This is a genomic window from Campylobacter concisus, from assembly GCF_003048595.2.
In the GTDB taxonomy this organism is placed as follows: Bacteria; Campylobacterota; Campylobacteria; order Campylobacterales; family Campylobacteraceae; genus Campylobacter_A; species Campylobacter_A concisus_L.
The window spans coordinates 1,492,911-1,505,838 of record NZ_CP049270.1 but is presented as its reverse complement, the minus strand read 5'-3'; the positions used below and the strand labels follow the sequence as shown (position 1 = coordinate 1,505,838).

The window sequence follows — 12,928 nt, the reverse complement described above, 5'->3', positions numbered from 1 at the left end:
CTTCTCCTTTAAAATTTTGCCTATTATACAAAAAATTACATTATTAAAATGTGTTATAATCGCAAAAATCAAATTTATGGGGCATAAAATGATAAAAAAGACGAAAATCGTAGCTACTTTGGGGCCAGCAAGTGATAATGAAGAGACAATGGAGGCGATGGTAAAAGCGGGTGTTAATGTCTTTCGTTTAAATTTTAGCCATGGGACACACGAATACCATAAATCAAACATTGACAAGATAAGAAATATCGAAAAAAAGCTAAATAAAAGAATAGGCATTTTACAAGATATTTGTGGGCCAAAGATCAGAGTTGGCAAGCTTAGTGAGCCATTTTATCTAAAGGCTGGTGATGAACTTAGTATCCATGCTGATGAGATTATTGGTGAAAAAGTGGGAAAAGGAATTTATAAAGTAAGCCTAAACCAGCCTCAAATTTTGCCTATGCTAAAGGTTGGCGAGTATGTCTATCTCTATGACGGCTCTATAAGAGCAAAGGTTGTCAGCGAAGGTAAAGAAATAGTAAAAACTATCATTGAAAATGATGGAATTTTAAACTCAAACAAAGGCGTAAATTTCCCAAATACAGCCCTTGGTATCGAGATCATCACACCAAAAGATAAAGAAGATATGAAATTTGGCGCAAAGCATGGCGTAAATTTTGTCGCCATTAGCTTCGTGCAAGATGCAAATGACGTAATAAAGGCAAAAAATATCTTAAAAGAATTTGGCTCAAGAGCTGCCGTTTTATCTAAGATCGAGAAATTTGACGCGGTTGAAAATATAGACGATATCATCGCAAAGAGTGATGGTATCATGGTAGCTCGTGGCGATCTTGGCATAGAAGTGCCATTTTATAAGGTTCCAACTATCCAAAAGCTCATCATCAAAAAAGCAAATGCAGCAAGCAAGCCAGTCATCACAGCAACCCAGATGATGCTAAGCATGGCAGAGCATGAGACTGCCACAAGAGCGGAGATCAGCGACGTAGCAAATGCTGTATTAGATGGCACTGATGCTGTTATGCTAAGTGAAGAGAGTGCGATCGGTAAAAACCCAGTCGCGGTCGTTGAGGCGATGAGTAAAACGATCATCCAAACTCAAAGCATCTATCCATATAATAAATTTGATGAGTTTGACTTTTTTGACGAGACTGATATGGTGGCAAGTAGTGCCGCATCTCTTGCTGTTCGCATAAAAGCAGATGCTTTAATCTCAATCACTGGCTCAGGAAAATCGGCTATAAAATTAGCTAGAAACCGCACAAATATCGATATCATCGCAGCCGCTCACGATGAGCAAACAGCACATATGCTTACCCTTGCTTGGGGTGTTACACCAGCGCTTGTATTAGAAAAAACAAAGCTTAGCTCACTTTTAGCAAATGTCATGAAAAAGGCGTATGAAGAGGGATATGTTGAACACGACAAGACCTATCTTGTCACAGCCGGTCACCCTACGGGCGTTGAGGGTAGCACAAACCTTATACGTATCATCAGACGCGATCAGCTTGATTATTATTTGGAGCTTGCAACTGAGTAAATTTATACTCTCTTGCAAATTTTAAAATTTTGCTTGCTCGTAAGAATTGACTGCTAAGATTTGTCTTTGCTTTTTGCTTAGCTCAAATTTTATAGCCGAAATTACTCACTCATGAAATTTTAAAATTTGTGTGAAATTTATTTGTAAAAATTAGGATATATAAAATTTATTTTGAAAGAATTTGTGACGTTAAATTTGACGTCACAAATCTAAATTTATTTTTTCTTTTTGCCTTTTGGCTCATCGCCTTTAAACCAGCTTTTTATCTTATCAAAGACGCTTTCATCGGTATTTGATTTGCCTGATTCTATACCAAAGCTAGATTGAAGCTTATTTAAAAGCTCTTTTTGCTCATCGCTTAGTTTTTCAGGCGTTTGAATAGAAATTTGCGCTACAAGCCTACCTTTTTTACGCGAATTTACGCTTTTAATACCTTCATTTTCAAAGATAAATTGCTGCTTATCCTTTGCTCCAACAGGTAGTTTTAGCTCAGTTTCTCCTCGAAGAGTTGGAATTTTTATGCTTTCGCCAAGTATAGCTTGCGTGAAAAAGACAGGAATTTCTAGATAAACATCGTCGTTGTGGCGAATGAAATGCTTATCTTCTTTTACGTTTATGCTTACATAAAGATCGCCTTGAACGCCGTTCGTACCGATATTGCCTTTGCCAGCTACTCTCATTCTCATGCCGCTATCAACGCCTTCAGGGATGGTAATCTTTACAGTTTGTTGTTGGGTTTTGTAAGCTTTTGTGTTACAATCAGGGCAAGGCTCACTTATTACTTCACCACTTCCGTGACAATATGGACATTCTTGGACGATATTCATAAAGCCATTTCCACGTGTGATCCTGCCGCTTCCGCCGCAGTGCTGGCAAGTTTTGTTTTTGCCATCTTTACTGCCTGTTGCGTTGCATGTTGGGCAAGGCACTTTTTGATCAAATTTGATCTCTTTTTCGCAGCCAAAAACAGCTTCATTAAACTCTAAATTTATAGGAATTTCAAGATCTGCTGAGTATTTTTCGCTTCGTCTTTTTCTCTGTCTAGAGCCACCGCCAAAACCGCCACCAAAAAACGAGTCAAAAATGTCTGAAAGGTCAAAATCAGCGCTAAAGCCACCGCCACTGCCAAATCTACCCTCAAGCCCTTCTTTGCCGTATCTGTCATATATTGAGCGCTTTTGCTCATCGCTTAAGACCTGATAGGCTTCGTTGATCTGTTTAAATTTCTGCTCAGCCTCTTTGTCGCCAGCGTTTCTGTCTGGATGGTATTTTAAAGCGAGCTTTCTAAAGGCTTTTTTTATCTCGTCGCCACTTGCATTTCTTGAAATTTCAAGGATCTCGTAATAATCAAACTCCACATTTTTCCTTGTTTATTAAGCTTATTTTAAATGTGAGATTTTATCCAAAAAAGTTTAAATTTAAAAAAGAATTTACATTTTTGCCGTATAATCTCTACTATTTTTCAATGAAAAGGATGATTTATGATTAACGTTTTAATGATAGAAGACGATCCAGAATTTGCACAAATTTTATCTGAATATCTTGATAGTTTTAATATAAAAGTGACTAACTTTGAAGACCCATATCTAGGACTAAGTGCCGGCATAAAAAACTATGACCTGCTCATACTTGACCTTACTTTGCCAGGCATAGACGGCCTTGAAGTTTGCAAAGAAATTCGCCAAAAATACGACATCCCTATCATCATAAGCTCGGCTCGCAGTGACATCAGCGACAAGGTCGTTGGACTTCAGCTTGGAGCGGATGATTATTTGCCAAAACCATACGATCCAAAAGAGATGTATGCTCGTATCACAAGTCTTATTAGAAGATATAAAAAGACAAACGAAGTTCAAGAAGAGGTCGTTGATAGCGCATTTAGGATAGACGACAAGCGCCATGAAATTTACTTTAATAATGAAGCCCTTGCTCTTACACCAGCTGAGTATGAAATTTTAACCTATCTCATCAAACAGCATAGCTTTTCAGTCTCTCGTGAGCAGTTGGTTTATAACTGCAAAAGCTTAAAAGATAAAGATTCAAAGAGCTTAGATGTTATTATCGGACGCCTTAGATCAAAAATCGGTGATAGCTCAAAAGCCCCAAAACATATATTTTCAGTAAGAGGCATAGGATATAAGCTTATCGGATGAAATATTCCATAACTACGAAGATAACTATTATCTTTGCCATAGCTTTCTCGCTGATGTGCTTGCTCTTTGTAACTTTTGCAAACATTCAGCAAGAAAGCGCTTTAGAAAAACTAAAGGATAGACAAATAAGTGCGATGAACTATCTTGTCGCACTCTATGAACGTGGAAATCCCCCAAGAGATTTAGAGCATTATTTTAAAAATTTTTATTTAGAGTATGTTGGAAATAAAAATTTAGCCACTTCAATAGCTACAAATGGAACTGTTGTTTTTACACAGCACACGCCTCTTGGAGTGGTGCAATCGGTTAATTATAAAGGCGATTTGTATTTGCTTATTAAAAATCCGTCTTTTCAGCTGCTTCTTGAAAGTAACGACGCAAGACACGTAAATGATCCACTTTGGGTCGCATTTTTGATAGTTTCAGCCCTTCTCATCTCACTTTATGTTTCTGTTCTTAGAAGTCTTTCGCCGCTTAGAAGGCTTAGTAAAGATATCAGAAAATTTGCCAGTGGAAATATGGAAATGGCGATGACGGCTAGGCTAAATGAAATTGAGCAAGATGAGATCGGGCAGGTTGCAGTGGAGTTTGATAACGCCGTTTGCAAGATAAGAGAGCTCATCCGCTCAAGGCAGCTATTTTTACGTGCGATTATGCATGAGTTAAAGACTCCTATTGGTAAGGGTAGGATCGTCTCTGAAATGGTCGTAAATGAGACCCAAAAGATGAGGCTCATCAATGTGTTTGAGCGCCTTGAGATGCTGATAAATGAATTTAGCAAGGTCGAGCAGCTCCTTTCTAAAAGCTACGCTCTAAACTACCAAGAGTGTCATTTCTCGCTCATTTTAGAGCAAGTGCAAGATATGCTCATGCTTGATAGATTTGAAGAGCGAGTGAGCTGCGATATCAGAGATGACGTCATTTTAAGAGTGGATTTTCAGCTTTTTAGTTTAGCGATTAAAAATTTGATAGACAATGCCCTAAAATACGCAGATGATAAGAAGGCTATTTTGATCTGCGATAGCGAATTTATAGCGGTTAAAAATTTAGGCAAAAAACTAAATCATCCGATTGATTACTACAAACAAGCCTTTGTGCGTGGCGATAAAGTAAGCGCAGGGAGTGGCATGGGGCTTGGACTTTATATCATCGAGCAAATTTGTCAGATGCAAAAATTTGAGCTTGTCTATGACTATGAAGACGGCTATCATGTATTTAAAATTTTACTTAGATCAAAGGCGAAGCGAGCATGAAAAGAGGCTTAGAAAAATTTAACGAGCTAACTGAGTCTTTTGCAAAGCTCCCTGGTGTCGGTAAAAAATCAGCTGCAAGGTTTGCCTACTTTGTCTGCATGCAAGATAGCTTTGCAGGGCTAAGACTTGCTCAAAATATCGAAGACGCGGTGAGGTTTATCAAACGTTGTGAGCGTTGCGGTGGGCTAAGTGAAAATGAAATTTGCGACATTTGCAGCGACGAGAGCAGGGATAGTGAGGTTATATTGCTGGTTGAGAGTCCAAAAGATATCCTGGTCTTTGAGCAAAATGGAATTTATAATGGGCTTTATTTTGTGCTTGATGAGATAGACGAGGATGCCATAGAGAGGCTACGAAGTGCGATTAAGCAAAATGGCTCAAAAGAGGTTGTTTTTGCCTTTACACCAGGGCTAAATTCTGATGCGCTCATGCTTTACGTCGAGGATAAGCTTGGCATGAGTGAAATTTCATTTAGTAAGATCGCTCAAGGCGTGCCAACTGGTGTAAATTTAGAAAACGTCGACATGCTTTCACTTTTAAAAGCCTACGAAAGCCGTACAAAAGCCTAATTAAACTTTCTTTTAGTTATAATTTTGCCTAAATTTGTAGAAATTTAGCCAAGGCTCAACCGCTGCTAAATTTAAAGGATATAGGTTGATTTTACTCATAGATAATTACGATAGTTTTGTTTTTAATGTTGAACAGTATGTTAAAGAGCTTACCGATGAAGAGGTTAGATGTGTTAGAAATGACAAGATCACGCTTGATGAGATCAAAAAACTAAACCCAAGCAAGATCATTTTAAGTCCAGGACCAAAGCACCCAAAAGATAGCGGAGTTTGTTTAGAAATTCTAAAAGCCGATCTTGGCGTGCCAGTGCTTGGAATTTGCCTTGGACACCAAGCTATAGGGCTTAGTTTTGGTGCAAAGATAAAAAGGCTAGACGATCCACTTCACGGCAAGACCTCGTTTATTGATGTGAAAAACAAAGAGCCGCTCTTTGCAGGGTTGCCTGAACGCTTTGAGGTTATGCGCTACCATTCGCTTTATGTCGATGAGCTCCCAGCTAGCTTAAGCGCTGATGCAGTGAGTGATGATGGCGTAGTTATGGCGCTTAGCGTAAAAGATAAGCCGATATTTGGTATCCAGTTTCACCCAGAGAGCTACTTTACACAATACGGCAAAAAGATCGTTGAAAATTTTGTAAATTATAAGGCAAAAGAAGAGGTAAAAGAGCCAAAAATTCGCTCACTTAAGCCATATCTTATCAAGCTTCAAGAGAGCATACCGCTTGATGATAGTGACTTTGAGCAAATTTGCGAGATAATAGCCAGTAAAGAGTACGAGATCGTGCAGCTTTCAGCCCTTTTGGTGCTCATTAGCGAAAAGAGTCTCTATCCAAAAAGCCTCGCTGCGCTTGCAAAAAATATCCTAAAATACTCGCAAACTTACCGTGATGACACGCCTATGATCGATCTTTGTGGCACAGGCGGTGATGGCTTTAAGACGATAAATATCTCAACAACTGTGGCATTTATCCTCGCAAGTCTTGGTGTAAAGGTCGCAAAACACGGCAATAAGGCAGTTTCAAGCAAGTCAGGCAGCTCTGATGTGCTTGAAATTTTAGGTGTAAAAAGTGAAAAATCACTGGCAAAACAGCGCGAAAATTTAGCTAGTAAAAATTTAGCTTTTTTTCACGCACCATTTTTCCACCCGCTAGTTGGTGAGGTGAGAGAGGTGCGACAAAGACTTGGTATAAGGACCGTATTTAACGTGCTTGGACCGCTTTTAAATCCAAATTTAAACCTTACAAATCAGCTAGTTGGTGTCTACCACAAGCCAGTGCTAAAACTCTATGCCCAGACGCTTAAAATCCTTGGCAGAAAGCACGCTCTAGTCGTTCGAGGTGATGACGGATTAGACGAGATCACGCTTTGCAGTGAAACAAGCGTTGTTGAGCTAAAAAATGGAGAAATTTTTGAGTACAGCATCACGCCAGAGCAGTTTGGCTTTAAAAGAGCGCTTCACAGCGATATCGAGGGCGGCACGCCTGAAGAAAACGCCAAAACCTTGATCCGCACGCTAAAAGGCGAGGAGCAGGGGGCAAAATTTGACATCGTGGTCTTTAATGCGATGTTTGCGCTTTACGGGGCTGATGGTGCAAAGAGCCCAGACAAGGCCAAAAAAATGGTGCTTGAGGCGATAAATTCTGGAAAGGCGTATAAATTTTATGAAGAGTTTATAAAGGCTGGGGCTAATGGCGCTAGTTAAAATTTGTGGCATCAAAACGCTAGATGAGGCAAGCGAAGTTTGCACTTTGGATGTTGATTTTATCGGACTAATATTTGCCAAAAGCAAAAGAAGAGTCGAGCTAAATTTGGCTAGGCAGATAGCTAAATTTGCTCACAGCAAGGGCAAAAAAGTAGTTGGCGTTTTTGCTGAGCAAAGTGACTGTGAAATAATGGAAATTTGCCAGTTTGCAGGGCTTGACGTCGCTCAGGTGCATGGAGTGGTGAGTGAAAATTTAGAGGCAAATTTAAAAGATATGGGGCTTGAGATCTGGCAGGTTTTTAGCGTGAAAGATAGCTTGCCAGAGGTTGATTTTAAGCATTTTGACATGGCGCTTTTTGACTGCAAGGGCGAAAATGCCGGCGGAAATGGCACTAGCTTTGAATGGGAAATTTTAAAAGAGGTCAAATTTAAATTTGGCATGGCTGGGGGCATAGGCGAGCACAACATAAAAGAGGCGCTCAAATTTAAGCCATATCTAGTCGATATCAACTCAAAAGTCGAGGACGAAAACGGCATAAAAGATGCGCAAAAGATAGAGAGAATTTTAAAGATCATAGGTGAGGTAGAAGATGAATAGTAAAGCATATTTTGGAAAATTTGGCGGGCAGTTCGTGCCTGAGACGGTGATGTTTGCCCTTGATGAGCTGGAAAGCGCCTATGCTAGCATCGCAAAGACAAAAGAGTTTAAAGACGAGCTTGATGATCTGCTTAAAAATTATGTGGGTAGGCCTAGTCCGCTCTTTTTTGCAAAGCGCCTGAGTGAGCACTACGGACATGAAATTTACCTAAAAAGAGAGGATCTAAACCACACTGGCGCGCACAAGATAAATAACGCTCTTGCTCAAGCGCTACTTGCTAAAAAAATGGGCAAAAAGAAAATTTTAGCTGAAACTGGAGCTGGTCAGCACGGCGTGGCGACAGCGACTGCTGCGGCACTTTTGGGCTTGGAGTGCGACGTGTATATGGGGGCAACAGACGTGGCTAGACAGCAGCTAAATGCCTTTCGTATGCAGCTTCTTGGAGCAAAAGTGGTGAGCGTAGAAGACGGCCTAAAAACGCTAAAAGAGGCGACTACGGCGGCCATACAAGCGTGGGTAAACGAGATAGAGAGTGCATTTTACGTCATCGGCTCAGCCGTTGGCCCACACCCATATCCAAAGATCGTGCGTGACTTCCAAAGCATCATCGGCACAGAGGCGAAGGCTCAGCTTGCAGAGTATGGCAAAAAGGCCGACTACGTCATCGCCTGTGTTGGAGGCGGCAGTAATGCTATTGGAATTTTTAGCGCATTTTTGGACGATGAGAGCGTAAATTTAGTAGGTATCGAGGCTGGCGGCCTTGGCATAGAGACGCCTTATCACGCAGCTACGCTTAGCAAAGGCAAAACCGGCATTATCCACGGCATGAAAACAACCGTCTTGCAAGATGAGTACGGTATGATCTTGCCAGTGCATAGCATCTCAGCAGGCTTAGACTACCCAGGCATCGGACCAGAGCATGCTCACCTAAACGACATCAAAAGGGTAAAATACGAAGCCGTAACGGACGATGAGTGCATAAACGCTCTTTATTTCTTAAGCAAAATGGAGGGCATCATCCCGGCCATCGAAAGCGCGCACGCGCTGGCATATCTGGAGAAGCTTTGCCCAAAACTAGATAAAAAAAGTGTCATAGTCGTAAACGTCTCAGGCAGGGGCGATAAAGACATAAACACAGTTATCGGTTACGAAAAAGGAAAAATTTATGGATAAGATTAAAAGCGCATTTAGTGGCAAAAAAGCAAACATCGGCTACATCGTGGCTGGATATCCAAGCTTAGAAAAAACGAAGGAATTTTTAGAAAATTTAGATGAGAGCACGCTAGATCTAGTTGAGATCGGCATCCCTTACTCTGACCCGCTAGCTGATGGCAAACTCATCGCGCAAGCTAGCTTTGAGACGGTGCAAAATGGAGTAAATACAGACGTTGTCTTTGATATGCTTGAGAGTTGCAAGGCAAAAGTGACAAAGCCACTTGTTTTTTTGGTTTATTACAACATCATCTTTGCTTATGGTGTTGATAAATTTCTAAAAAGATCAGTTGAGGCTGGAGTTAGCGGCTTTATCGTTCCGGATCTGCCTTGCGAGGAGTGCGAGGAATTTGCTCTAAAGTGCAAGGAGCTAAATTTAAGCCTGATACCACTTATCAGCGTCACATCTGGTAGTAGAGCGGATGGAATTTTAAAATTTGGCTCAGGATTTATCTACGCTCTTGGCGCGATCGGCGTTAGCGGTTCAAAAAGGGCTGATGAAGATAGGATAAAAAAATTGGTCCTAGAGCTTAAGAAAAAGAGCGATTTGCCAGTAGCTGTTGGCTTTGGTATAAAAAACAAAGATGATGTTAATGAAGTAAAAAAATATGCTGACGGAGCGATAATAGGTACGCAAATAGTTAAGCTTTGTGCCGAATTTAGCGGTGAAAAGCTAGTAAAAGAGATAGATAAACTCTTTTAAAATGCTTAATAAATTTATAGCTAATTTAGTAAAGCCAAAGTATAATTGAAAATGCATTTCAAGTCTTAAGGAAGAGATATGAGAAAAGTTATAGATGAAGCTACAAGCTATCTTTGCAAGGATACTTTAGGGCTAGATTTAGAGTTTGGCAAGAGTCTGGGCAAAGGATTTTACGGAGCTAGCATACCAGTCTATAAGGGTAAAAGCGAATATCATTTTTACCTATTTTTTAAAAAAGATACTTTGAAAATTTTCATGAATGCCTTTTTTGGTCACGAAGATGTTGATGGTGGCGATCTGGACGATCTTTGCAAAGAGATAGCTAATCAAATCATCGGCAAAGCTAAAAATTTACTAAATGAAAAAGAGCCAAATGCGTACAAACTAGGAACGCCTGAATTTTTGGGTGAAGTTGAAAATTTTGGCATAAAGCTAAAAGAGAAATTTATATATAAAATAAAAAATAGAACATTTCAAATAGGCTACGATATACAATGAGCGAAGAAAGTGCGATAGAGACACTAGAGCAGTTAGGGCTTTTTAAGAGCTATGATGAGCTTTTGGATATCAGTGTTGACTTTATAGCTGAGCTAGGAACTACCACAGTTAGCATAAATGAGCTTTTAAAATTCGAAGCTGGCTCGGTCATAGACCTCGAAAAGCCAGCTGGTGAGAGCGTGGAGCTATATATAAATAATAGAATTTTTGGAAAAGGTGAAGTAATGGTTTATGAGAAAAATTTAGCCATCAGGATAAATGAAATTTTGGATTCAAAGTCAGTTATTCAGTACTTCAAAAAAGAGCTTTTATGAAATTTATATTAGCTTTGCTTTTTTTTACAACGCAAATTTTTGCTTCAAACTTACTAGCTTATAATATCTATGAACGTAACGATAGAGTTGATATTATGCTTAGTTTTGATGCGCCTTACGAGGGAAATATCTTCCAAAAACGTGAAAAAAATACGACATCTTTGATATTAAATTCGCTAAGTTATGATCAAAGTACTAGCAAGGATATAAACTCAAAAATCATTCAAGAGCTAGAGATAGAGCCAAAGCAAAACTCGCTAGTTTTAAATTTGCGCTCAAACGATGCTATTATTGTAAACGCTTCAAAGACAACTGATAGCTTTGGACTCCGCATTCGTGTAACGCTAAAAAATACAAAACCTCAAATACAAAATATGCCTCAAGCTAGTGCAAAAATAGAGAGCCCTAGCACTCCAAAGATAGATGAAGAGCCTATGCTGAATATAGACTCAAGGTATTTTATAGTCTTAAGTGTGCTTATTGCGCTTCTTGTATTTTTATATGTATTTAAAAGATATATTACTTCAAAGAGTAGTGATTTTAGCGGGTTTAAAATACCTAGAAATCAGTCTCAAAATGATACAAAATCAATGAACTGGCTACTTAAAAATCAAAATAGTAACGTCAATATAATATATGAAAAGTATCTTGATCGCACGAATAAACTAATGCTATTAAGCTATGAAAATAGACGTTATTTAGTGATAGTTGGTAGCTCAAATGTAATGCTTGATAGCTTTGGTGAAGACAAGATACAAAATGAGCAAGATTTTGCTATATTTTTCGAAGAGAACAAGAAAAAACTAAGCTCATTTTTAGAAGAGCGAAAAAATAGTTTAAGTAACTATAAAGATAAAATGAGCGGAGAATTTTAGTAGTTTTAGCTAAAATTCTCATCCAATTTAAATTTTTATGCGTTAAAGCTAGTTTCAAAATTTATACAAACGAAATAGCAAAAATTTCAGGCTTTGTGATCTTTTTTATCTCTTCTTTTGCCATAGCAAATTCTTTTGCGCCTTCTATTTTTAGCGTGTGTCCACTAAATTCGAAGTTTAAATTTAGCCTTTCACAGGTTAGATCAAGTGCCTTTGCAAGTGAGAGTATAAAACTCAGCCATCTTATACACTCGGCTTTTGGAAGTAAATTTTTATACCGTTCAAATTCATAGATATTTTTCTTTCCGTTTGTGCCAATTACTACTGCAATCAATGCTTTTTGTTCATGCGAAAAGCCATAATTTAAGGCATTTAAGACTATATAGGCTGAGTTTTTATGATCACCATAAAAGCCAATCTCTTGACCAACATTGTGAAGTTTTGCAGCAACTAAAAGCGCTTCAAGATAGTTATTACTTAGACCGTGAAGCTTTTTTAATACCATAAATATATCTTTTGCATATCTTGTGACTGATTTATTGCATGATAATATAAAACGATCTTGCAAACTTTTGATACTTGGATTAAAATTTTGCGGAAATTTAAGGCTAGGGCGTAAAAAATCTTTTAAGAACACTCCCTCTCTTACGCCAACCCCACTTGTTATAATATTTTTGGCATTTAGAGCTTTGGCGAGGGCCAAAAAGATATGTGCACCCTCTCTAATGGTGTCGTATCTATCTTTTTTTATAGGAAATTTATTTAGCTCAAGCACGCTAACATTTGCAATGCTCTCGATGTAGGCTTGCTCATCGCTAAGCTTGTAGCAAAAGCCATGCAGTGATGAGAGTGGATATAAATTTTTGCTCATTATGGCAGATGATATCGCTCTAAGAGAGCCACCAATAGCGATTATATTTTGGCATTTAAATCGCTCATCTATCTGTTTTGTAACTTGCTCTAGAAATTTTGGTAATTTATTTAAGTTTTTTTTATCAAAAAAAAGCTCTTTTAACCTAACTGTGCCAATGTCAAGTGAGAGCGTATCTATTATTTTGCCTTTGCTTATTCTGGCAAGTTCAGTTGATCCGCCACCGATATCGATAGTGACGCATTCATCGATATTATGGAGTAAATTTTTGGCTGCGATCGCACCAAAAGTAGCCTCTTCTTTGCCGTCTATGACTTTTAAATTTATGCCAAGTTTTTTTCTTAAAAGAGAGATCAAAACATTTGCGTTTGGAGCGTCCCTAAGCGCTGAAGTTCCAACACATAAGACTTTATTGCATTTGTAGCTTTTTATGATATTTGAAAATTCGCTAAAGGCCTTTAGCGCTTTTTCCATTGAGCTTTCGGATATTTCATTGTTTGAGCCATATCCGCCTTCACCTAGACGCACTTTTGTTTTATATTCAGCTAGTATAAAAAACGCTAAGCGTGACGTTCTCTCAAATATCGCCATTCGCATAGAATTTGAGCCAAGGTCGATTACTGCGGTTCTCTTTGCCAT

At 38.8% G+C, this 12,928-nt stretch carries 13 protein-coding genes; 11 read left to right on the top strand and 2 right to left on the bottom strand.

What is annotated here, in order from left to right; genetic code table 11:
- Positions 1-88: 88 nt before the first annotated feature.
- A complete protein-coding gene (gene pyk / locus CVT15_RS07580) occupies positions 89-1,540 on the top strand; it encodes a pyruvate kinase (RefSeq protein WP_103576997.1) in 1,452 nt (483 codons plus the stop codon).
- Positions 1,541-1,755: 215 nt separating this feature from the next.
- Here pyk and dnaJ read toward each other — a convergent pair whose 3' ends face one another.
- Positions 1,756-2,898: a molecular chaperone DnaJ gene (dnaJ, locus tag CVT15_RS07575; protein ID WP_107898035.1), complete on the bottom strand. Its 1,143-nt coding sequence runs from the start codon at positions 2,896-2,898 to the stop codon at positions 1,756-1,758.
- 123 nt (positions 2,899-3,021) lie between these two features.
- On the opposite strand from dnaJ, the gene CVT15_RS07570 reads away from it, so the two are divergent.
- The 10 genes from CVT15_RS07570 (at position 3,022) to CVT15_RS07525 (ending at position 11,418) form a co-directional block, all read left to right on the top strand.
- Positions 3,022-3,693, top strand: a complete 672-nt coding sequence (locus CVT15_RS07570) for a response regulator transcription factor (RefSeq protein ID WP_107898036.1) — start codon at positions 3,022-3,024, stop codon at positions 3,691-3,693.
- On the top strand, positions 3,690-4,946 hold the full coding sequence (locus CVT15_RS07565) for an ArsS family sensor histidine kinase (RefSeq protein ID WP_087586138.1): 1,257 nt from the start codon (positions 3,690-3,692) through the stop codon (positions 4,944-4,946). Before CVT15_RS07570 ends, CVT15_RS07565 begins: the two co-directional genes overlap by 4 nt.
- A complete protein-coding gene (recR, locus tag CVT15_RS07560) occupies positions 4,943-5,515 on the top strand; it encodes a recombination mediator RecR (protein WP_009294391.1) in 573 nt (190 codons plus the stop codon). The genes CVT15_RS07565 and recR overlap by 4 nt, the downstream gene beginning before the upstream one ends.
- A gap of 85 nt (positions 5,516-5,600) precedes the next feature.
- On the top strand, positions 5,601-7,217 hold the full coding sequence (gene trpD / locus CVT15_RS07555) for an anthranilate phosphoribosyltransferase (RefSeq protein ID WP_103576994.1): 1,617 nt from the start codon (positions 5,601-5,603) through the stop codon (positions 7,215-7,217).
- Positions 7,204-7,815, top strand: a complete 612-nt coding sequence (locus CVT15_RS07550; RefSeq protein ID WP_103576993.1) for a phosphoribosylanthranilate isomerase — start codon at positions 7,204-7,206, stop codon at positions 7,813-7,815. The genes trpD and CVT15_RS07550 overlap by 14 nt, the downstream gene beginning before the upstream one ends.
- Positions 7,808-8,989 carry a tryptophan synthase subunit beta gene (gene trpB / locus CVT15_RS07545; RefSeq protein WP_107898037.1) on the top strand — a complete coding sequence of 394 codons (1,182 nt, stop codon included), beginning with the start codon at positions 7,808-7,810 and terminating at the stop codon, positions 8,987-8,989. Before CVT15_RS07550 ends, trpB begins: the two co-directional genes overlap by 8 nt.
- Complete coding sequence (gene trpA / locus CVT15_RS07540; RefSeq protein WP_103576992.1) at positions 8,982-9,731, top strand: tryptophan synthase subunit alpha; 750 nt, start codon at positions 8,982-8,984, stop codon at positions 9,729-9,731. The genes trpB and trpA overlap by 8 nt, the downstream gene beginning before the upstream one ends.
- A 78-nt stretch (positions 9,732-9,809) precedes the next feature.
- Positions 9,810-10,229, top strand: a complete 420-nt coding sequence (locus tag CVT15_RS07535; protein WP_054197109.1) for a chemotaxis protein CheX — start codon at positions 9,810-9,812, stop codon at positions 10,227-10,229.
- Positions 10,226-10,543: a flagellar motor switch protein FliN gene (gene fliN / locus CVT15_RS07530; protein ID WP_087586144.1), complete on the top strand. Its 318-nt coding sequence runs from the start codon at positions 10,226-10,228 to the stop codon at positions 10,541-10,543. The genes CVT15_RS07535 and fliN overlap by 4 nt, the downstream gene beginning before the upstream one ends.
- The gene (locus CVT15_RS07525; protein ID WP_103576991.1) at positions 10,540-11,418 is read left to right on the top strand and encodes an excinuclease ABC subunit A; all 879 of its coding nucleotides are present in this window, start codon (positions 10,540-10,542) and stop codon (positions 11,416-11,418) included. The genes fliN and CVT15_RS07525 overlap by 4 nt, the downstream gene beginning before the upstream one ends.
- Before the next feature lie 61 nt (positions 11,419-11,479).
- Here the strand turns inward: CVT15_RS07525 and CVT15_RS07520 are convergent, their stop codons facing one another.
- A complete protein-coding gene (locus tag CVT15_RS07520) occupies positions 11,480-12,928 on the bottom strand; it encodes a Ppx/GppA phosphatase family protein (protein ID WP_103576990.1) in 1,449 nt (482 codons plus the stop codon).